The sequence below is a fragment of the Prauserella muralis genome, assembly GCF_003202285.1.
Taxonomy (GTDB): domain Bacteria; phylum Actinomycetota; class Actinomycetes; order Mycobacteriales; family Pseudonocardiaceae; genus Prauserella_B; species Prauserella_B muralis.
Window position 1 is genome coordinate 343,014 of record NZ_MASW01000002.1, and the last position, 18,906, is coordinate 361,919.

The window sequence follows — 18,906 nt, forward strand, 5'->3', positions numbered from 1 at the left end:
CGAAGAAAGCTCCATCGTGCAGGTCGTCGTCGGCCGGGTCGCGAAGCCGCACGGCATCCGTGGGGAGCTCACGGTCGACGTGCGCACCGACTCGCCGGAGGAACGGTTCGCGGAGGGCACGGTACTCACCGGCCAGGCGCGCGACGGCAGCACGACGCGGCTCACCGTGGCAGCCGCCCGCTGGCACAGCGGGCGGCTGCTCATGCGGTTCGCGGAGGTGCCCGACCGCACGGTCGCCGAGGAGCTGCGGGGTGTGCTGCTGCTCGCCGACACCGGGGACCTTCCGCCGCTGGAGGATCCGGACGAGTTCTACGACCACGAGCTGGAAGGCCTGCGGGCCGAGCTCGCGGACGGCACACCGGTGGGCACCGTGCGGGAGATCGTGCACTCGCCGGGCGGCGAGCTCCTCTCCGTGGACCGGGACGGCTCGGAGGTGCTCGTGCCGTTCGTGCGCGCGATCGTGCCGACCGTCGACGTCGCGGGTGGCCGCGTGGTGCTCGATCCGCCCGAGGGCCTGCTGGACGCCTGACATGCGGATCGACGTCGTCACGATCTTCCCCGAGTACCTGCAGCCGTTGCGTGCCGCGCTGCTCGGCCGCGCGCTCGACCGCGGCCTCATCGAGATCGGCGTGCACGACCTGCGGGACTGGACCCACGACGTGCACCGCGCCGTGGACGACGCGCCGTACGGCGGCGGGCCCGGCATGGTGATGAAGCCCCAGGTCTGGGGTGACGCGCTGGACGACGTGTGCGGTGACGACACCCGGCTGGTCGTCCCCACTCCGGCCGGAAGGCCGTTCACCCAGGATCTCGCGCGGGCCTACGCCGGACAGCGGCACCTGGTGTTCGCCTGCGGCCGCTACGAGGGCATCGACCAGCGGGTCATCGACGACGCGGCGAGGCGGATGCCCGTGGACGAGGTGTCCATCGGTGACTACGTGCTCGTCGGCGGCGAGGCGGCCGTGCTGGTGATCGTCGAGGCCGTGGTGCGGCTGCTGCCCGGGGTGCTGGGCAACCCGGTGTCGGCCGAGCAGGACTCGTTCTCCGACGGCCTGCTGGAGGGCCCCAGCTACACCCGCCCTGAGGTGTGGCGCGACCTCGCGGTGCCGGAGGTGCTGCGGTCCGGCAACCACGCCCTGATCGACCGCTGGCGCCGTGACCAGGCGCTGGCCCGCACCTACCACCGCAGGCCGGACCTGCTGGAACGGCTCGGCGAGGGTAGCCTGGACGAGCACGACCGGCGAGTCCTGCGCCTCCTGCGCGGGGAGCCGGATGACTAGCCGGCCCGCGCGTCTGTAATACTTGACCGGTTGGCGCGGCGATCACGCGCCGCCACAGCTCCCGGGTCGTCCTGCTGTCAGGCAGGCGCGCGCCCGGACGTACGTGAGAAGCCACCACAGACGAGGACGGACCACCGATGAACACCCTGGACGCGCTGGACGCTCAGTCGCTGCGTTCCGACATTCCGCACTTCCGCCCGGGCGACACGTTGAAGGTTCACGTCCGCGTTATCGAGGGCAACCGCGAGCGCAACCAGGTCTTCCAGGGCGTGGTCATCCGCCGCCAGGGCGGTGGCATCCGCGAGACCTTCACCGTGCGCAAGATCTCCTTCGGTGTCGGCGTGGAGCGCACCTTCCCGGTGCACTCGCCGAACATCGCCAAGATCGAGGTCGACAAGCGCGGCGACGTCCGCAGGGCCAAGCTCTACTACCTGCGTGAGCTGCGGGGCAAGGCCGCCAAGATCAAGGAGCGGCGCGAGACCCCCTCTGCCCGCTGAGTGATCAGGCCGTTACCGTAGCCTGGCCACGTGGTCGAACCTGTGCCTTCCTACGCCGCGGGAGACGAGCCGGAGCGCCCTGAGGACGATCCGAAGGAGCGCTCCGACGCCGGATCGCCTGAGTCGGAGCCGCGCGAACCACGGGCCAAGCGGCAGCCGAAGAAGAAGCAGCGTTCGTTCTGGAAAGAGCTGCCGATCCTGATCGTGGTCGCGCTCGTGCTGGCGTTTCTGATTCAGCAGTTCCTGGCGCGGGTCTACATGATCCCGTCGGGTTCGATGGAGGAGACGCTGCACGGGTGCCCGGGCTGCACGCCCGACCGCATCCTCGTCGACAAGATCACCTACGACTTCACCGACCCGAGCCCCGGTGACGTCGTCGTGTTCCGCGGGCCACCGGCGTGGATCGAGGGCGAGGTGCCGACCCAGCAGTCCGGCAACGCTGTCGCCCGCTTCTTCCAGAGCATCGGCTCGGTCTTCGGTCTCGCGCCGCCCGACGAGCGGGACTTCGTCAAGCGGATCATCGCCACCGGCGGGCAGACGGTCGAGTGCTGTGACGCGCAGAACCGCGTCATGGTCGACAACCAGCCACTCGACGAGCCCTACATCCACTGGGTCGGCGAGCACCGGCAGGACGAGTTCGGCCCCGTCACGGTGCCCGAGGGCCACGTCTGGGTCATGGGCGACAACCGCAACAACTCGATGGACTCCCGGTACCAGGGCAAGACGCCCGACGACGGCGCGGTGCCGGTGGACAACATCATCGGCAAGGCGAGGCTGATCGTGCTGCCGCCGTCGCGGTGGGGCGTGGTGAGCGACCACAACCCGCAGCAGGGCACCCCCGCGCAGGCCGCGTCGATGCCGAACGCGCCTGCCTGGCAGGACGGCCTGCCACTGGGCGTGGGCGTGGTGGCCGCCTGGCCCACCGTCCGGCTGGGCCGCCGGCTCGGCGCCGCGGTCAGCGGGACGGTCAGACAGGGACGGTAGCCGAGTGAGGGCTGGACGCTCCGGAGTTCTGATTCCGCCCCGGGTCGTCATCCGGGGCGAGACGTCCTGGGGGCTGCAGGCGGCGCTGGACCGGCGTGGGCTCGGTCCCGTCGCGGGCGTCGACGAGGCGGGCAGGGGAGCCTGCGCGGGCCCGCTCGTGGTGGCCGCGTGCATCCTGCGGCCCGGTGACGGTGCCCGGCTCACCGAGCTGACCGACTCGAAGCTGCTCACGCCGGCGGCCAGGGAGCGCGTGTACGAGCGGGTGCTGCAGCGCGCCGTCGACTACTCCGTGGTGGTGATCCCGCCCGCGGAGGTCGACTCGCTGGGCATCCACGTCACCAACATCGAGGGGATGCGGCGTGCGGTCGCCGCGCTGGGCGTGCGGCCGGGCTACGTGCTGATCGACGGGTTCAAGGTGCCCGGCCTGCCCGCGCCGAGCGTGCCGGTGGTCAAGGGCGACCGGGCGGTGGCCTGTGTGGCGGCGGCGTCCGTGCTGGCCAAGGTGACCCGCGACCGCATCATGTCCGACCTGCACGACGAGCACCCGATGTACGGGTTCGACGTGCACAAGGGGTACACCACGGCCGAGCACGGGGAGGCGCTCACCCGGCACGGACCGTGCGCGGTGCACCGCTGGTCCTACACGAACGTCGCCCTCGCCGGCGAGGCACACGGCAAGCGACCACCGCACAAGGTGATGCTGACCGCCGCGGCGCTGCACGCCCGTGCGCCGATGCGTGCCGAGGACGAGGTCGTGAGTCAGAATGGACCTTCCGCCGAGAAAAGGCTTGCGAGGAGGGGCGCGGATTAGATGAGCGCAGAGGATCTCGAGAAGTACGAGACCGAGATGGAGCTGTCGCTGTACCGCGAGTACCGGGACATCGTCAGCCAGTTCTCGTACGTCGTGGAGACCGAGCGGCGGTTCTACCTGGCCAACGCCGTCGACGTGCAGGTCCGCGACGGTGCGGGCGAGGTGTACTTCGAGGTGCGGATGTCGGATGCGTGGGTCTGGGACATGTACCGCCCCGCGCGGTTCGTCAAGAACGTCCGGGTCATCACCTTCAAGGACGTCAACGTCGAAGAGCTGGACAAACCCGAGTTGCGGCTGCCCGAGGACGGCCCGTTCGGCGGCTGAGCACACCCCGGCGCCGTCCGCGCCGTAGCAGCACCCCCTGACAGTCGTCGTCCTTCGCCGCGTGCGCCGGCGGGAATTGTCCACAGCACCCCTTCTGTCCACAGCCGGCCTGCTCGGGCCTGGCTCCGGCCTGTCCGCGGCTGGCAGCGTCGGCCGGGACGGACCGGTGAGGGAGCACCGGCCCGACGACCGAGGGGGTGGAGTGAGTGAACGGCGTGGCGCGCTGCGCGCAGAGGGGGAGCCACGGATCGCGGCTGGCACTCGGCAGGCGGGGGGAGGACCTGGCGGCCGAGCACCTGCGGCAGCGGGGGCTGGTGGTGCTCAGCCGCAACTGGCGGTGCCGCGAGGGCGAGCTCGACCTGGTGGCCACGGACGGCAGGACGCTGATCGTCTGTGAGGTCAAGACCCGCTCCGGTCCCGCCTACGGGCAGCCCGCGGAGGCCGTGACCGCGGACAAGCGCTCGCGGATCCGGCGGCTCGCCGGCCGGTGGCTGACCGACCACCGGGTCGCCTGGTGCGAGATCCGCTTCGACGTGATCGCCATCGACTGGCCTCCTGGCGGGGGCGCCTTCGTCCGGCACATCGAGGGGGCGTTCTGATGCCGCTCGCGCGCGCGTGGTCGGTCGCCCTGCTCGGCATCGACGGGCGGCTGGTGGAGATCGAGGCGGACATCGGCGCGGGACTGCCGGGCACGAAGCTCGTCGGGCTGCCCGATCCCGGGTTGCGCGAGGCGAAGGACCGGGTCCGGGCGGCCGTGCGCAACAGCGGTCACAAGTGGCCCGAGACCAGTGTCACGCTGGGTCTGTCGCCCGCCAACCTGCCGAAGGTGGGCTCCGGGTACGACCTGGGCATCGCGGTCGCCGTGCTGGCCGCGTCCGGGGTGGTGCCCGCGACCAAGCTGCTCGGCACGGTACTGCTGGGTGAGCTGGCGCTCGACGGCAGGGTGCGGCCCGTGCGGGGCGTGCTGCCCGCGTTGCTGGCGGCGCGGGGCCGCGGCTACAAGCGGGCCGTCGTCGCCGTGGAGTCGCTCGTCGAGGGCGCGCTCGTGGACGGCGTGGAGGTCTCCGGCGCGGCGCGGCTGGACGAGGTGATCGGCTGGCTACGGGACGAGCAGCCGCTGGCCGAGGCGGCCGTTCCCGCCGAGGCGGAGCCGCCCACGGTGCCGGACCTCGCCGATGTGCTGGGGCAGCCGGAGGCACGCTGGGCACTGGAGGTCGCCGCCGCGGGCGGACACCACCTGCTGCTCACCGGGCCGCCCGGGGTGGGCAAGACGATGCTGGCCTCGCGGCTGCCCGGGCTGTTGCCGAGGTTGTCGCTGGAGCAGTCGTTGCAGGTCACGGCCGTCCATTCGATCGAGGGCTCGCTGGAGGCGGACGCGCCTCTGGTGCGGGTGCCGCCGTTCGTGTCACCGCACCACACCATCTCGGTGGCGGCGCTCGTGGGCGGCGGCAGCGGGCTGGCCATGCCGGGGGCGATCAGCATGGCCCACTGCGGGGTGCTCTTCCTCGATGAGGCCCCCGAGTTCGGCGGGGAGCGGCTCGACTCCCTGCGCACGGTGCTCGAACAGGGGGAGGTGCGCATCGCCCGCTCGCGGGGCGTGGTGCGCTACCCGGCGCGGTTCCAGCTGGTGCTGGCCGCCAACCCGTGCGCGTGCGCACCACCGAGGGAGGTGGACTGTTGTTGCACGCCCGCGGCCCGGCGCCGGTATCAGAGCAGGCTGTCCGGGCCGCTGCTCGACCGCGTCGACCTGCGGGTGCGGCTGCGCCCGATCACGGCGCTGAGCGTGCGCGACGCGGGGCAGCCGGAGCGCACCGAGCAGGTGCGCGAGCGGGTGGAACTGGCGAGGCAGCGGGCGGCCGCGCGGTGGGCGGCGCACGGCTGGCAGACCAACGCCGAGGTGCCCGGTCCCGCGCTGCGCAGGGAGTTCGCGCTGCCCGGCCCGGCCACGGCGCTGCTCGACCGGAGTCTTGACCGCGGTGCCATCACCGCGCGCGGCGCGGACCGGTGCCTGCGGGTCGCGTGGACCCTGGCGGATCTGGCCGGGGACGACGAGCCGGACGCCGACCAGGTGGCGGCCGCTCTGGAGTTCCGGGATCGGAGGGCGGCGTGACCAGCCCGGAGCGACTGGCGCGGGCCTACCTGCTGCGGGTGGCCGAGCCGCCCGCGCCCGCACTGCTGACGTTCGTGGCCGAGCACGGTCCGGTCGGCGCGGCGGAGGCCGTGCGGCGAGGCGAGGTGCCGGAGGCCGTGCTGCAGGAGACGAGCGCACGCCGGGAGATCGACCTGGCCGAGCGCGATCTCGCCGGGGCGCGGGAGGCGGGAGCCCGGCTGGTGATCCCGGAGGACGACGAATGGCCTGCCTGGCCGCTGCTCTCGCTGGACGTCGCGACCGGCCGGGGTGCCGAGGGGGTGGCGGCGCCACTCGCTTTGTGGGTGCGCGGCGCCGCGCGGCTCGACGAGGCGGCCGACGAGGCCGTCGCGATCGTCGGAGCGCGGGCGGCGAGTGAGTACGGCCAGCACGTCTCCTCCGAGCTGGGGTATGCCCTGGCCGAACACGGTGTCGCCGTCTTCTCCGGCGCCGCGTACGGCATCGACGGCGCGGCGCATCGGGGAGCCGTCATCGCGGGCGGTGTCACGGTGGCCGTGCTTGGCTGCGCGCTCGATGCCGGCTACCCCGCCGGGCACGTGGGCCTCTACGACCGCATCGCGCGGCGCGGTGCCGTCGTGAGCGAGTACCCGCCGGGCACGCCGCCTGCCCGGCACCGGTTTCTCGTGCGCAACCGGCTCATCGCCGGGCTCACGGCGGGCACCGTGGTGGTCGAGGCGGGCGCGCGCAGCGGTGCCCGCAACACCGCCGCGACGGCCGGTGCCCTCGGCAAGGTGGTGATGGCCGTCCCGGGGCCCATCGGCTCCGCGATGTCGGTGGGCTGCCACCGGCTCATCCGCGACGCCCACGCCACGCTCGTGGCCTCGGCGGCCGACGTGCTGGAGACCGTCGGCAGGCTCGGCACGGGCGACGCGCCGCAGCCGCGAAGCCCGCGCCGCCGCACCGACGGCCTCGGTCCCCAGGCGTTGCGGGTCCACGAGGCGCTGGGTGAGCGACGCGGCAAGTCGCCGGAGGGCATCGCCGCCGAATCCGGGGTGCCGCTGCCTCGCGTGCGGGCCCTGCTGCCCGCGCTGGAACTGGACGGTCTCAGCGAGCGTTGCGAGACCGGCTGGCGCCGGGCCCGGACCCCGCCACCCCGGTCCTGACCCGCGCACCCGCCGGCCAGCACACCGACCCGGGCGCCAGCACGCGGCAGGGGACCGGGTGCGGGTCTCGGCTTGATCATGCTGGCGTGGCGATGCTTGACCATCCGCGCTGCGTACCGCAGCGTCAACGGCATGGCGTCATCATCGGTTCGCGGTGCGTCAGGCCGGGGGCCGCGGCCCGCTCCGCGGCGCGCGGATCTGGCGCGGGCGCGGGAGGCACTGCCTGCCCCGGCGCACGATCTGGTCGCCGCCTACGAGCGTCACCTGCGGGCCGAACGGGGACTGTCCGGGCACACGGTGCGCGCCTACGTCGGCGACGTGGTGTCCCTGCTCGGCTTCCTCCACGAGGGCCGCGACCAGGCCCCGAGCGACGGCGCCGCAGGGCTGGACGTCGGCGTGCTGCGGGCCTGGCTCGCCGGCCAACGCGGCGAGGGGCACAGCCGGAGCACGCTGGCCCGGCGGGCGGCGGCGGCCAGAACCTTCACGGCCTGGGCACACCGCACCGGCGTGCTGCCGACCGACCCCGGCGCACGGCTGGTGGCGCCGAAGGCACACCGCACGCTGCCCGGCGTCCTGCGACCGGAGCAGGCGCGCAGCCTGCTGACCTCCTCCGGCTCGGGGGCGGGCGAAGGCGACCCGGTCGCGGTGCGTGATCATGCGTTGCTGGAACTGCTGTACGCGGCGGGTGTGCGGGTATCGGAGCTGTGTGGGCTGGACGTCGACGACATCGAATTCGACCGCAGGGTGGCGCGCGTGCTCGGCAAAGGGAACAAGGAACGAATGGTCCCGTTCGGGCAACCCGCGGAACGTGCCCTGCGTCGATGGATCGAGGGGGGTCGCTCCGCCTTGGCAACGGAGTCATCGGGCGCGGCCTTGTTCCTCGGCGTCAGAGGCAAGCGCATCGACCCGAGGACGGTGCGACGAGTCGTGCACCAGGCCGTAGAGTCTGTGCCGGGCGCCACCGACATGGGCCCGCACGGCCTGCGTCATTCGGCGGCGACACACCTGCTCGAAGGCGGGGCGGACCTTCGCAGCGTTCAGGAACTGCTCGGTCACGCTACGCTAGCCACGACGCAGCTCTACACCCACGTGACCGTCGAGCGGCTGAAGGCGATCCATGACCGAACCCACCCCCGTGCCCAATGACATCGGTGGAGATTCGGCCCGTGCGGTCGGCCAGGCCGGCCGCCGCGTCGAGAACGGCAGTCAGGTGACCACGCAGCTTGCCGATGAGAACCCGCGTCCCGGGGACGCGAGCGCCGGCAGTGCGCCCGGCTCCGTTGCCGACACCCATCATGCCATCCCCCATCCGGGGGGTGAAAGGGAGCCCGGTTCCGGTGCGTCCCCCGGCGATGAGCGCGCCGACAGCGCCGGCACCGGCGCATCGGAAGGCGACGAGTCCGGCGAGGGCGAGACCGCCATCCAGGCCCTGTGGCGCGAGTTCACCACCTCGCCGAGCCAGCGGGTCCGCGACCGGCTCGTCCTGCACTACGCGCCGCTGGTCAAGTACGTGGCGGGCAGGGTCGGCACCGGGCTGCCCGCGCACGTCGACGTCGCGGACCTGATCCAGTCCGGCATCTTCGGCCTTGTCGACGCCATCGAGAAGTTCGACCCGGAGCGCGGGCTGCGGTTCGAGACCTACGCCATGCAGCGCATCCGGGGCGCGATCCTCGACGACCTGCGCTCGCAGGACTGGGTGCCCAGGGTCGTCCGCAGCAGGGCCCGCGAGGCCGAGCGCGCCATCGACCGGCTGGAGGCGCGGCTGCGCCGCACGCCCACCGATGCCGAGCTGGCCGCCGAACTGGGCATCACGCTCGACGAGCTGCGCGACCTCTACGGCCAGCTGCAGCTGACGAGCGTCGTGGCGCTGGAGGACCTCGTCGCCGCGGGGCGGGACAGCGGCTCGCTCGTCGACTCGCTGCCCGACGAGGACGCCGTCGACCCCGCCGCCGTGCTCGTGGACCGCGACAACCGCCGCCAGCTGGCCGAGGCCATCGCCCAGCTCACCGAACGGGACCGCGTGGTGGTGAGCCTCTACTACTTCGAGAGCCTCACCCTCGCCGAGATCGGCAAGGTGCTCGGCGTCACCGAGTCGCGGGTCAGCCAGCTGCACACCCGCGCGGTGCTGAGGCTGCGGGCCAAGCTCCAGGAGCAGGCCACGGTCTGAGCGCCGGGGCCACGCGCCTCACGCCTCCCACGGCTTGAGCCGCAGCACGATGCTCACGCGCACCAACCGCAGCGGATCCAGGTACTCCTCGCCGCGCCGCACGCCCCAGTGCAGGCACGCGGCCGCCGCGCAGCCCGCGTGCCCGGCGGCGACCGTGCCGATCACCTGACCCTCGTACACCTGCTCGCCCGCGGCCACGGTGGGAGCCACCGGCTCGTAGGTGGTGCGCAGCCCGCCGTCGTGCTCGATCGACACGACGCCGCGCCCGGCGAGGGTGCCCGCGAAGACCACGAACCCGGTCCCCGCCGCCAGCACGTCCTGGCCGGGGCGCGCGGCGAGGTCGACCCCGCGGTGCCCGGCACCGTAGGCGCTGGGTGGTGGCCGGAACGGCCGGGCCACCGCCGGCGTCGGCGACAGTGGCCAGCCGAACCGTGGCTCGTCCGCGGCGAGGGCGGGCACGGAGGCGCCGGCGGCCTCGGCGGCCGTCACCGGCGGCGCGGACGGCAGGACGGCGAGCAGCAGGCCGAGCCCGGCGACGAGCCGCGCGAGGGGGCGCCGGGTGCCCGGCGTGCCCGCACGAGCCGGTGGCGGTGCGAGATCGGTCATCCACCCAGCGTGACGGCTCGGGCGGGCCCGGGGAGTGGCGGCGGGAAATCTGTGGACAACTCGGGTCGTTGTGGACAACCGGCGTCCGTTGGGGTTGCCGATTCGAGAAGCGCAGGCGGGTCGGCGTACACTATTGGGCGCGGTCTGTGTGCTCACAGGCTGACTTCGCGTGCATGTGCGCGCCCCGTCCGCCGGTCGGTGGACGGAGCGGACGATGCCCGGCGGTCTCCGCGGTACAACGCAACACCAACGAGTCCGGACATCGGCACGGCACCAGGGCGACTGGCCACCCGGCCAGCCGCGGCAACCGGCCCCGCGCGCCGAGCCTGCACCCGGCGCGCCAACACAGAAGAGGTGCGAATCCGGCCATGGCCGTCGTCACCATGAAGCAGCTGCTCGATTCCGGCGTGCACTTCGGGCACCAGACCCGCCGCTGGAATCCGAAGATGAAGCGCTACATCCTCACCGAGCGCAACGGCATCTACATCATCGACCTGCAGCAGACGCTGACCTACATCGACCGGGCTTTCGAGTTCGTGAAGGAGACGGTCGCCCACGGCGGCACGATCCTGTTCGTCGGCACCAAGAAGCAGGCCCAGGAGGCCATCGCCAACGAGGCGCTGCGAGTCGGCATGCCGTTCGTCAACCAGCGCTGGCTCGGTGGGATGCTCACCAACTTCCAGACCGTGCACAAGCGCCTGCAGCGGCTCAAGGAGCTGGAGTCGCAGGAGCAGACCGGCGGCTTCCAGGGCCTGACCAAGCGCGAGATCCTGACGCTCACCCGCGAGAAGGACAAGCTGGAGAAGACCCTCGGCGGCATCCGCGACATGTCCAGGGTGCCCAGCGCCGTGTGGGTGGTGGACACCAAGAAGGAGCACATCGCCGTCGGCGAGGCGCGCAAGCTCAACATCCCGGTCGTCGCGATCCTCGACACCAACTGCGACCCGGACGAGGTCGACTACCCGATCCCGGGCAACGACGACGCGATCCGCTCGGCCGCGCTGCTGACCAAGGTCGTCGCCGAGGCCGCCGCCGCAGGCCTGATGGCCCGTTCGGGCCGCAACGGCTCGGCCCCCGAGGGCCAGGACAAGCCGGACGTCGCCTCCGGTGAGCCGCTGGCCGAGTGGGAGCAGGAGCTGCTCGCGGGCGCTGACGCAGGCGCCTCCGGCGGCTCGGAGGCCTCGGCCGAGCAGACCACCGCTTCCTGACCGACCACCTGCGCACACCGCGAGAAAGAACGGACAACGCACGATGGCGAACTACACCGCGGCAGACGTCAAGCGCCTCCGCGAGATGACCGGCGCCGGCATGATGAACTGCAAGAAGGCGCTGGACGAGAGCGAAGGCGACTTCGACAAGGCCGTTGAGATCCTGCGCATCAAGGGCGCCAAGGACGTGGGCAAGCGCGCCGAGCGCGCCACGGCCGAGGGCCTCGTGGCAGGCGACGGTGGCGTGCTGATCGAGCTCAACTCCGAGACGGACTTCGTCGCCAAGAACGACGAGTTCCAGCAGCTCGCCGACACCATCGTCGAGGCGGCCAAGAAGCTGCGCACCAACGACGTCGAGAAGCTCAAGCTGGCCGAGGTCGACGGCAAGACCGTCAACGACCTCATCCAGGAGCTGTCGGCGAAGATCGGCGAGAAGCTCGAGCTGCGCCGGGTCGCCGTGTTCGACGGCGAGGTCTCGACCTACCTGCACCGCCGTGGCGCCGGGCTGCCCCCGGCCGTCGGCGTGCTGGTGGAGTACACCGGTGGCGACGCCGACGCCGCTCGCGGCGCCGCGCTCCAGGTCGCCGCGCTCAGGCCGAAGTTCCTGAGCCGCGACGAGGTGCCTGCCGACGTGGTGGAGAACGAGCGCCGGATCGCCGAGCAGACCGCCCGCGAGGAGGGCAAGCCGGAGCAGGCTCTGCCCAAGATCATCGAGGGCAAGGTCAACGCGTTCTTCAAGGACGTGGTGCTCCTGGAGCAGCCATCGGTCACCGACAACAAGAAGACGGTCAAGGCCCTGCTCGACGAGGCCGGTGTCACCGTGACCCGGTTCGCTCGGTTCGAGGTCGGCCAGCCGTAACCCCATGATCGGCACCTGTGCCCCGTCTCCCGCCAGTTCTGGAGGCGGGGCACAGTTGTGGGAAGCCGCAACGGCGCAGAGCAGCACCTGAACGGGTGGAGGCGACATGAACGAGGACGACACCGACAGGTCCACTGGCAACTACCGGCGGGTGCTGCTGAAGCTCGGCGGCGAGATGTTCGGCGGGGGCGCCGTCGGCGTCGATCCCGACGTCGTGCACTCCGTGGCGGTGCAGATCGCCGACGTCGTGCGCGACGGCGTGCAGATGGCCGTGGTCATCGGTGGCGGGAACTACTTCCGCGGCGCCGAGCTGTCCCAGCGCGGCATGGACCGTGACCGCGCCGACTACATGGCCATGCTGGGCACGGTGATGAACTCGCTCGCCCTGCAGGACTTCCTGGAGAAGGAAGGCGTGCCGACGAGGGTCCAGACGGCGATCACCATGGGCCAGGTCGCCGAGCCCTACATCCCGCGCCGGGCCGAGCGCCACCTGGAGAAGGGGCGGGTCGTCATCTTCGGCGCCGGCACGGGGATGCCCTACTTCTCGACCGACACGGCGGCCGCCCAGCGGGCGCTCGAGATCGGCTGCGATGTGGTGCTCATGGCCAAGGCCGTGGACGGCGTCTTCACCGCCGACCCGAGGAGCGACCCCGGTGCCAAGCTGTTCGACGAGATCAGCCATCGCGAGGTCCTCGAGCGCGGGCTCAAGGTCGCGGACGCCACCGCCTTCAGCCTGTGCATGGACAACAACATGCCGATCATCGTCTTCAACCTCCTCACCGAGGGGAACATCGCCCGCGCGGTGAGTGGTGAGAGGATCGGCACACTGGTCAGTACACCCACACACCTGGAGTAGCCGTGATCGACGAGACCCTCTTCGATGCCGAGGAGAAGATGGAAAAAGCGGTGTCCGTCGCGAAGGAGGATCTGTCGTCGGTGCGTACCGGCCGGGCCACGCCCGCCATGTTCTCCCGCATCGTCGTCGAGTACTACGGCGCGCCGACCCCGCTGAACCAGCTCGCCAGTGTCAACATCCCCGAGGCCCGCATGGCGATCGTCAAGCCGTACGACGCCTCGCAGCTGGGCGCCATCGAGAAGGCGATCAGGGACTCCGACCTCGGTGTGAACCCGAGCAACGACGGCAGCATCATCCGCATCGTCATCCCGCAGCTCACCGAGGAGCGGCGCAAGGAGATGGTGAAGGTCGCCAAGAGCAAGGGCGAGGACGCGCGCATCTCGATCCGCAGCGTGCGCCGCAAGGCCAAGGAGGAGCTCGACCGCATTGCCAAGGACGGCGAGGCAGGTGAGGACGACGTCGCGCGGGCCGAGAAGGAACTGCAGAACCTGACGGACAAGTACGTGCATCAGGTCGACGAGCTCGTCAAGCACAAGGAATCCGAGCTCCTCGAGGTCTGATGACGAAGGTGAGCGACCACCAGGAGGAACGCGAGAGCACGGCCGAGCCTGGAGGGTTACCCGAACCGGCGAAGAAGCCGTCCCGGGCCGGCCGTGACCTGCCCGCGGCGATCGCCGTCGGAGTGGGGCTGGGGGCAGCCATCCTGGTGTCCCTGTTCACCGTCCGGTACCTGTTCATCGGCATCGTCGCCGCGGCGATCGCGGTGGGCACCATCGAGTTCGCCACGGCGCTGCGCAAGTCGGCCGGCATCCGGGTCGCGCTCGTCCCGGTGCTGGTCGGTGGCCAGGCGATGATCTGGCTGGCGTGGCCGTTCGGCCGCGAGGGTGCGCTCACGGCGTTCGTGCTGACCGTACTGACCTGCCTGTTGTGGCGGCTGCGCGGCGGCGCCGACGGCTACCTGCGGGACGTGGGCGCGTCGGTGTTCGCCGCCGCCTACCTGCCCCTGTTCGCTTCGTTCGCGGCGATGCTCGTGCCGCCCGAGGACGGCGTGGGCAGGGTGCTGGCGTTCATGATCGTGGTGGTGGCCTCCGACACCGGCGGCTACACCGCCGGGGTGCTGCGCGGCAGGCACAAGATGGCGCCGTCGATCAGTCCCAAGAAGACCTGGGAGGGCTTCGGGGGCTCGCTGGCCGCGGGCATCGGCGCCGGTGCGCTGTCACTGGCGTTCCTGCTCGACGGCCAGGCGTGGCAGGGCGTCATCTTCGGCGCGGCGATCGTGCTCACCGCGACGCTCGGCGATCTGATGGAGTCGCTGATCAAGCGCGACCTCGGCATCAAGGACATGGGCAACCTGCTGCCCGGTCACGGCGGGCTCATGGACCGGCTCGACTCGCTGCTGCCGTCGGCCGTGGTGTCCTGGCTCCTGCTCAGCGCGTTCCTGCCGTCCTGACCACCGCGCCGCGGCAGCAACAGCGGCGTCGCCAGGAGCAGCAGCCCCGCGATCGCCAGCGCGGCGCGGGCGCCGGTCAGCGCGGCCAGCAGTCCCCACAGCGCGGTCAGGGCCGCGACGGTGGCGTTGCTCGTGACCGACCACGCCGACAGCGTGCGGGCCACCCGGTCGTCGGGCGTCTGCTCCAGCCGGTGGGTCGTGAACACCGGGTTGAACACGCCCATGCACGTGATCAGCGCGAACTCGACGACCATGACGAGCGCCAGCCCGGCGACTCCGGGGCCCACCAGCGCGAGCGCGGGCGACCAGCACACGCGCAGCGTCCCGGCACACAGCAGCACCCGCCGCTGCCCGAACCGCGCGACCAGCCGGGGAGCCAGGCGAGCCCCGGCGAGACCGCCGAGGCACGGCACGGCGAACGCCAGCCCGTACTGCCACGGCGGGAATCCCAGCTCGCCCAGCATCAGCACCGCGAGCAGCGGCGCGGTGGCCATGATGAGGCCGTTGACCAGGACCGTGTTGACCAGCAGCGGACGCAGGACCGGGTGGGTCAGGACGAAGCGCCACCCTTCGAGCACGTCGCGCCCCCGCAGCCGCGGGCCGCTGCGCGCGGGCCGCGGCTCCTCGTCCGCGATCGCGCGGATGCCCGCCGCCGAGAGCAGGTAGCTGAGCGCATCGGCGACCACCGTGGTGACGGGACCGAGCAGCCCGACCGCGGCGCCGCCGAGCGGCGGGCCGACCACGGTCGCCGTCCAGTTGGTCGCCTCCAGCCGGCCATTTGCCGCCAGCAGGTCGTGCCGGGGCAGCAGGCCCTTCAGCAGCGCCCCGCTCGCAGCCCTGTGCCCGATGCCCGCCGCGGCGACGACCACCGACACGACGAGCAGCTGGACGAATCCGAGCAGCCCGCACGCGAAGGCCAGGGGAACGCTCAGCAGTGCGGCGCACCGGAGCAGGTCCAGCGTGATCAGCACCGGGCGTTTGCGGCGGAACTCCAGCCACGCTCCCAGCGGCACGGCCACCGCCGCGCCCGCGGCGAGCCCGGCCGCGGCGAGCAGCGACACCGCGGTGGGCCCTGCGCCCAGCACGAGAATCGCGATCAGCCCGAACGCGTCGAACGCGACCCTGGTCCCGACCGTGCTGACCGTGTAGGCCGCCCAGAACCACCCGAACTGCCGCCCGAGCGAGCGTCTCCCGCCCACGCGCACCCCTCCCCGCACAACCGCCCGTTGCCCTGCGCGATCCAAGCGGGGGCCGCACCGGTGCGCAAACAACGTCGCGCACGGCGTGCCACAACGAATGGTTGTCGCCGCGGCGCTCTAGGGTCGGTGGGTGGATCTCGCCGCCGTGCGCACGTTCGTCGCCGTGGCCGACACCGGTCAGTTCCTCCAGGCCGCCGCCGAGCTGTCGGTCACCCAGCAGGCCGTCTCGAAGCGGATCGCCGCCCTCGAGCGAGAGCTCGGCGTGCGGTTGTTCGCGCGCACCCACCGTGGAGCCCGGCTCACCCTCGACGGGCAGGCGTTCCTGCCCCACGCCCGGGGCCTGCTGGAGGCGCAGGAGCGGGCGGTCGCGTCCGTCCGGCCCGGCCGCCGCGCGTTGCGGGTCGACGTGGTGGGCAGGCAGCTCGCCCCAGCGGGTCTGCTGCGGGAGTTCCACCACGCCCAGCCCGGAATCGAGCTCGACATCGTCACCCTCGCCGATGCCCGCGCCGCCGTCGCCGCGGTGCAGGCGGGCACCATCGACGCCGCCGTGCGCGCCGTCACGGCACCCGGGCACGAACTGCCCGGGGACGTCGAGGCCGTCCGCGTCTTCGACGAACCCATCGAGCTGCTCACCGGGCCCGGCCACGCGCTGGCCCCGGTCGCTGAGGTGCGGCCCGCCGCGCTGACCGGGCACCGGATCTGGATGCCCGGCATCGTCGCGGGCACCGAGTGGGCCGCCTTCTACGCCGAGCTGGCCACGGTGTTCGGGCTGAGCATCGACGCGGTCGGGCCGAACTTCGGCATCGAGCCGCTGCTGGACGCGCTCGCCGACTCCCCGGCCGTGGCGACCTTCGTCGGTGAGCGCACCCGGCTGCTCGCGCCCGCAGGTTACGACCTGCGGCGGATCTCGCTGCGCGACCCGGTGCCGGTGTATCCGCACTGCCTGCTGTGGCGTGCCGACAACGCGCATCCCGCGCTGGCGCTGCTTCGCGAGCACCTCGCGGGGGCGCGGCCCGCGGGCGGTGGTGCACGGCGCTGGACCCCCGGCTGGGCGGCGCCGTGAGGCCCTCAGTCGTCGTAGGGGTCGTCGACCTCCGCCCTGCCCGCGCCGGTGTCGACGGGCCGCGAATGGTCGATGACGGAGAACAGCGATCCGCCGGGGTCGGCGAGCATCGCGGTGCGCCCGAACGGTGTGTCGAACGGCGGCGTCACCACGCTGCCGCCCAGCATGATCGACTGACCGGCCATCGCGTCGGTGCCGCGAGCCGGGTCGGCGGTGAAGTAGATCATCCAGTGTGGAGGGATGGTGGACTCGGCCTGGGTGTTCATCGCGTAGCGGTACATCACCGGTTCGGGGCCGATCCGCCATTCCGTGTAGTCGATGCCGCCCTCGCCGATCTGCTCGCTGGCGAAGCCGAACAGCCGGCAGTAGAACGCGTCCGCGCTCTCGCCGTCGTGGGTGTTGAGATCGACACCGCTGAACGAGCCGGGAATCCCCACCGTGAACGCCCAGTCCTCCGGCGGGGCCCAGAACACCACCGGCGCCCCGCTCGGATCGATCGCGTGCAGCACGCTGCCGCGGTCGGGAATGTCCACCGGGCCGAGGGTGCGCGTGCCACCGAGGTGCTCCACCCAGTCGGCCGTGCTGGTGGTGTTGGCCACGGCGAGGTGCACGGTCCAGCCCGTCGGCTGGTCACGCGCCGCCTGGTAGAGGCCGCCGACCTGATACCCGCCGAGCGTGGCGATCGTGTAGCGCCTCGTCGGCGTCGCCGGGTCGCGCTTGACGGAGAACTCCCAGCCGAACAGCCGGCCGTAGAACTCGCAGGCCACCGCTTCGTCGGTGGTGGCAAGCTCGATCCAGCACGGGGTTCCCGCGGGCAGGAGCGCGGACTGGCCTGGTGTGTCGACGGACATGACGCGGCTCCCTGGCGACGAGTGCCTGCGATCGCGGGCGCGGATGCGCGATGATCGTACGCCAGCAAGCCGCCTCGATACCCTGGAAACCGTGAGAAGGTTCGTGCGCAAGGTGGACGTCGTTCCGAGCCCGAACATCTGGTACCACCCCGAGGCGTACGAACGGGAGAACCGCGCGCAGGACGCCGGCGGCGCGATCTGGGCGGCCTTGGCCGAGGACGCCCCGTGGGCGGGACGGGACGTCCTCGACGTCGGCTGCGGCGACGGCTTCCACCTGGCCCGCTTCGCCGAGACGGCGCGCTCGGTGACCGGTGTGGAACCGCACGCGCCGCTCGTGCACAGGGCCGAGCGGAGAACGGCGGGCCTTGCCGGCGTGAGCGTGCGGCGTGGCACGGCCCAGCGGCTGCCCGTCGAGGACGCGAGCGTGGACCTCGTCCATGCCCGCACCGCGTACTTCTTCGGTCCCGGTTGCGAGCCGGGCCTTGCCGAGGCCGATCGGGTGCTGCGCCCGGGCGGGGTGCTCGCGATCGTCGACCTCGACACCCGGCACGCGCCCTACGGTGACTGGATGCTCGCCGACCTGCCGCACTACGATCCGGACAAAGTGGACGAATTCTTCGCGCGGGCGGGGTTCGCGTGCCGCCGGGTGGAGACCCGCTGGCGCTTTCCCGACAGGGCGAGCATGGAAGCGGTGCTGCGCATCGAGTTCAGCGCGAAGGTCGCCGAGCGGGCCGTCGCGGAGACCGTGCGGCGCAACGCGGGCCGGGGCTCCGGCGAGTTCGTGCTGCCGGTCGGCTATCGCGTGCTGGTGCGCGCGAAGCCGTCCGGGTTGCTTCACTCCTGCTCGGTGGAGGGCTCGCCGAGGATGCCGTAGAGCGCGCGGCGTGCCTCGTCGAGCACCTCGACGGCCCTGGTCTTCTGTGCGCTGGTGCCGACCTGCGACACCTGCTGGGCCGCGCCCATGAGCGCACCGGTGGCCTCCCGCAGCGCCACCTCGCTGGGATCGACGTCGCTGGTGAACTGTTCCCACGGGGGGCTGCCCTGCTTCTCCGTCGCGGCGCGGCCCTCGTCGGTGAGCTCGAAGAGCCGCTTGCCGCCGTCCTCGCTGCTGCGGACAAGGCCGTCGTCGGCGAGCAGTTGCAGGGTCGGGTAGACGGAACCGGGGCTCGGCCGCCAGAACCCGCCGCTGCGCTCGCCGATCTCGCCGATGATCTCGTAGCCGTGCCGGGGCTTCTCCGCGAGCAGGGCGAGGATCGCCGCGCGGACGTCCCCGCGCCGTCCGCGCCTGCCATGGCCACCGGGGCCACCAGGCCGCGGCATCGGCCGTCCGCGCCTGCCTGGTCCGTGCGGGCCCCAGCCGGGAGGCAGGTCACCGAACCCGCCGCGGCCCCGCGGGCCGAAGGCGGGCCTTCCGAACTCGTGAGCAAAGGGTGGTCTCATGATCTCGATCCTTTCGTGAGCTATCTCGATAGACTCACGATATATCGTAAACAGTCGGA

The 18,906-nt window shown here is 72.2% G+C and carries 22 protein-coding genes; 18 read left to right on the plus strand and 4 right to left on the minus strand.

Annotated features, from left to right (window positions below; genetic code table 11):
- The first annotated feature begins 16 nt into the window (after nt 1-16).
- The 11 genes from rimM (at nt 17) to BAY60_RS12720 (ending at nt 9,315) form a co-directional block, all read left to right on the plus strand.
- On the plus strand, nt 17-529 hold the full coding sequence (gene rimM, locus BAY60_RS12670) for a ribosome maturation factor RimM (protein WP_112281146.1): 513 nt from the start codon (nt 17-19) through the stop codon (nt 527-529).
- A gap of 1 nt (nt 530) precedes the next feature.
- Nucleotides 531-1,280 (plus strand): tRNA (guanosine(37)-N1)-methyltransferase TrmD, encoded by a 750-nt coding sequence (trmD, locus tag BAY60_RS12675; protein ID WP_112281147.1) that lies wholly within the window; start codon nt 531-533, stop codon nt 1,278-1,280.
- Nucleotides 1,281-1,417: 137 nt separating this feature from the next.
- Complete coding sequence (rplS, locus tag BAY60_RS12680; RefSeq protein WP_112281148.1) at nt 1,418-1,777, plus strand: 50S ribosomal protein L19; 360 nt, start codon at nt 1,418-1,420, stop codon at nt 1,775-1,777.
- Between the two features lie 42 nt (nt 1,778-1,819).
- Nucleotides 1,820-2,761: a signal peptidase I gene (gene lepB / locus BAY60_RS12685; RefSeq protein WP_112282342.1), complete on the plus strand. Its 942-nt coding sequence runs from the start codon at nt 1,820-1,822 to the stop codon at nt 2,759-2,761.
- 4 nt (nt 2,762-2,765) lie between these two features.
- Nucleotides 2,766-3,572, plus strand: a complete 807-nt coding sequence (locus BAY60_RS12690; protein ID WP_245992464.1) for a ribonuclease HII — start codon at nt 2,766-2,768, stop codon at nt 3,570-3,572.
- The gene (locus BAY60_RS12695; RefSeq protein WP_112281149.1) at nt 3,573-3,896 is read left to right on the plus strand and encodes a DUF2469 domain-containing protein; all 324 of its coding nucleotides are present in this window, start codon (nt 3,573-3,575) and stop codon (nt 3,894-3,896) included.
- A 206-nt stretch (nt 3,897-4,102) separates the two neighbouring features.
- Entirely contained in the window at nt 4,103-4,495 is a 393-nt protein-coding gene (locus BAY60_RS12700) for a YraN family protein (RefSeq protein WP_112281150.1), read from the plus strand.
- Nucleotides 4,495-6,006 (plus strand): YifB family Mg chelatase-like AAA ATPase, encoded by a 1,512-nt coding sequence (locus BAY60_RS12705; RefSeq protein WP_112281151.1) that lies wholly within the window; start codon nt 4,495-4,497, stop codon nt 6,004-6,006. The genes BAY60_RS12700 and BAY60_RS12705 overlap by 1 nt, the downstream gene beginning before the upstream one ends.
- On the plus strand, nt 6,003-7,148 hold the full coding sequence (gene dprA, locus BAY60_RS12710; RefSeq protein ID WP_112281152.1) for a DNA-processing protein DprA: 1,146 nt from the start codon (nt 6,003-6,005) through the stop codon (nt 7,146-7,148). Before BAY60_RS12705 ends, dprA begins: the two co-directional genes overlap by 4 nt.
- Nucleotides 7,149-7,280: 132 nt before the next feature.
- Nucleotides 7,281-8,294 carry a tyrosine recombinase XerC gene (locus BAY60_RS12715; RefSeq protein ID WP_112282345.1) on the plus strand — a complete coding sequence of 338 codons (1,014 nt, stop codon included), beginning with the start codon at nt 7,281-7,283 and terminating at the stop codon, nt 8,292-8,294.
- Nucleotides 8,266-9,315, plus strand: coding sequence for a FliA/WhiG family RNA polymerase sigma factor (locus BAY60_RS12720; RefSeq protein WP_245992466.1), 1,050 nt, complete (start codon nt 8,266-8,268; stop codon nt 9,313-9,315). Before BAY60_RS12715 ends, BAY60_RS12720 begins: the two co-directional genes overlap by 29 nt.
- A gap of 18 nt (nt 9,316-9,333) precedes the next feature.
- Here BAY60_RS12720 and BAY60_RS12725 read toward each other — a convergent pair whose 3' ends face one another.
- A complete protein-coding gene (locus tag BAY60_RS12725; protein WP_112281153.1) occupies nt 9,334-9,921 on the minus strand; it encodes a murein hydrolase activator EnvC family protein in 588 nt (195 codons plus the stop codon).
- 368 nt (nt 9,922-10,289) lie between these two features.
- Between BAY60_RS12725 and rpsB the strand changes: the two genes are divergently transcribed.
- The 5 genes from rpsB to BAY60_RS12750 all read left to right on the plus strand — a co-directional run bounded on the left by rpsB (nt 10,290) and on the right by BAY60_RS12750 (nt 14,294).
- On the plus strand, nt 10,290-11,129 hold the full coding sequence (rpsB, locus tag BAY60_RS12730) for a 30S ribosomal protein S2 (protein WP_112281154.1): 840 nt from the start codon (nt 10,290-10,292) through the stop codon (nt 11,127-11,129).
- A 43-nt stretch (nt 11,130-11,172) separates the two neighbouring features.
- The gene (gene tsf, locus BAY60_RS12735; protein ID WP_112281155.1) at nt 11,173-11,988 is read left to right on the plus strand and encodes a translation elongation factor Ts; all 816 of its coding nucleotides are present in this window, start codon (nt 11,173-11,175) and stop codon (nt 11,986-11,988) included.
- Nucleotides 11,989-12,094: 106 nt separating this feature from the next.
- The gene (gene pyrH, locus BAY60_RS12740; protein ID WP_112281156.1) at nt 12,095-12,844 is read left to right on the plus strand and encodes a UMP kinase; all 750 of its coding nucleotides are present in this window, start codon (nt 12,095-12,097) and stop codon (nt 12,842-12,844) included.
- A 2-nt stretch (nt 12,845-12,846) separates the two neighbouring features.
- Nucleotides 12,847-13,404, plus strand: coding sequence for a ribosome recycling factor (frr, locus tag BAY60_RS12745; RefSeq protein ID WP_112281157.1), 558 nt, complete (start codon nt 12,847-12,849; stop codon nt 13,402-13,404).
- Nucleotides 13,404-14,294 carry a phosphatidate cytidylyltransferase gene (locus tag BAY60_RS12750; RefSeq protein WP_112281158.1) on the plus strand — a complete coding sequence of 297 codons (891 nt, stop codon included), beginning with the start codon at nt 13,404-13,406 and terminating at the stop codon, nt 14,292-14,294. Before frr ends, BAY60_RS12750 begins: the two co-directional genes overlap by 1 nt.
- Here the strand turns inward: BAY60_RS12750 and BAY60_RS12755 are convergent.
- On the minus strand, nt 14,207-15,493 hold the full coding sequence (locus tag BAY60_RS12755) for an MFS transporter (protein ID WP_112281159.1): 1,287 nt from the start codon (nt 15,491-15,493) through the stop codon (nt 14,207-14,209). The genes BAY60_RS12750 and BAY60_RS12755 overlap by 88 nt on opposite strands.
- Nucleotides 15,494-15,623: 130 nt before the next feature.
- On the opposite strand from BAY60_RS12755, the gene BAY60_RS12760 reads away from it, so the two are divergent.
- Entirely contained in the window at nt 15,624-16,556 is a 933-nt protein-coding gene (locus BAY60_RS12760) for a LysR family transcriptional regulator (RefSeq protein ID WP_112281160.1), read from the plus strand.
- Nucleotides 16,557-16,561: 5 nt separating this feature from the next.
- Here the strand turns inward: BAY60_RS12760 and BAY60_RS12765 are convergent, their stop codons facing one another.
- Nucleotides 16,562-17,407 carry a VOC family protein gene (locus BAY60_RS12765; protein WP_112281161.1) on the minus strand — a complete coding sequence of 282 codons (846 nt, stop codon included), beginning with the start codon at nt 17,405-17,407 and terminating at the stop codon, nt 16,562-16,564.
- A 91-nt stretch (nt 17,408-17,498) separates the two neighbouring features.
- On the opposite strand from BAY60_RS12765, the gene BAY60_RS12770 reads away from it, so the two are divergent.
- The gene (locus tag BAY60_RS12770) at nt 17,499-18,281 is read left to right on the plus strand and encodes a class I SAM-dependent methyltransferase (protein ID WP_112281162.1); all 783 of its coding nucleotides are present in this window, start codon (nt 17,499-17,501) and stop codon (nt 18,279-18,281) included.
- On the opposite strand, the gene BAY60_RS12775 is transcribed toward BAY60_RS12770, so the two are convergent.
- Entirely contained in the window at nt 18,242-18,847 is a 606-nt protein-coding gene (locus tag BAY60_RS12775; RefSeq protein WP_112281163.1) for a PadR family transcriptional regulator, read from the minus strand. The two genes, BAY60_RS12770 and BAY60_RS12775, sit on opposite strands and share 40 nt — an antisense overlap.
- Nucleotides 18,848-18,906: the final 59 nt, after the last annotated feature.

What these genes read in the sequence shown, in the direction of transcription:
- trmD (WP_112281147.1), top strand. Translation starts at nt 531, where the DNA reads ATGCGGATCGACGTCGTCACGATCTTCCCCGAGTACCTGCAGCCGTTG.
- rplS (WP_112281148.1), top strand. Translation starts at nt 1,418, where the DNA reads ATGAACACCCTGGACGCGCTGGACGCTCAGTCGCTGCGTTCCGACATT.
- BAY60_RS12695 (WP_112281149.1), top strand. Translation starts at nt 3,573, where the DNA reads ATGAGCGCAGAGGATCTCGAGAAGTACGAGACCGAGATGGAGCTGTCG.
- BAY60_RS12705 (WP_112281151.1), top strand. Translation starts at nt 4,495, where the DNA reads ATGCCGCTCGCGCGCGCGTGGTCGGTCGCCCTGCTCGGCATCGACGGG.
- BAY60_RS12715 (WP_112282345.1), top strand. Translation starts at nt 7,281, where the DNA reads ATGGCGTCATCATCGGTTCGCGGTGCGTCAGGCCGGGGGCCGCGGCCC.
- BAY60_RS12720 (WP_245992466.1), top strand. Translation starts at nt 8,266, where the DNA reads ATGACCGAACCCACCCCCGTGCCCAATGACATCGGTGGAGATTCGGCC.
- BAY60_RS12725 (WP_112281153.1), bottom strand. Translation starts at nt 9,921, where the DNA reads ATGACCGATCTCGCACCGCCACCGGCTCGTGCGGGCACGCCGGGCACC.
- rpsB (WP_112281154.1), top strand. Translation starts at nt 10,290, where the DNA reads ATGGCCGTCGTCACCATGAAGCAGCTGCTCGATTCCGGCGTGCACTTC.
- tsf (WP_112281155.1), top strand. Translation starts at nt 11,173, where the DNA reads ATGGCGAACTACACCGCGGCAGACGTCAAGCGCCTCCGCGAGATGACC.
- pyrH (WP_112281156.1), top strand. Translation starts at nt 12,095, where the DNA reads ATGAACGAGGACGACACCGACAGGTCCACTGGCAACTACCGGCGGGTG.
- BAY60_RS12750 (WP_112281158.1), top strand. Translation starts at nt 13,404, where the DNA reads ATGACGAAGGTGAGCGACCACCAGGAGGAACGCGAGAGCACGGCCGAG.
- BAY60_RS12765 (WP_112281161.1), bottom strand. Translation starts at nt 17,407, where the DNA reads ATGTCCGTCGACACACCAGGCCAGTCCGCGCTCCTGCCCGCGGGAACC.
- BAY60_RS12775 (WP_112281163.1), bottom strand. Translation starts at nt 18,847, where the DNA reads ATGAGACCACCCTTTGCTCACGAGTTCGGAAGGCCCGCCTTCGGCCCG.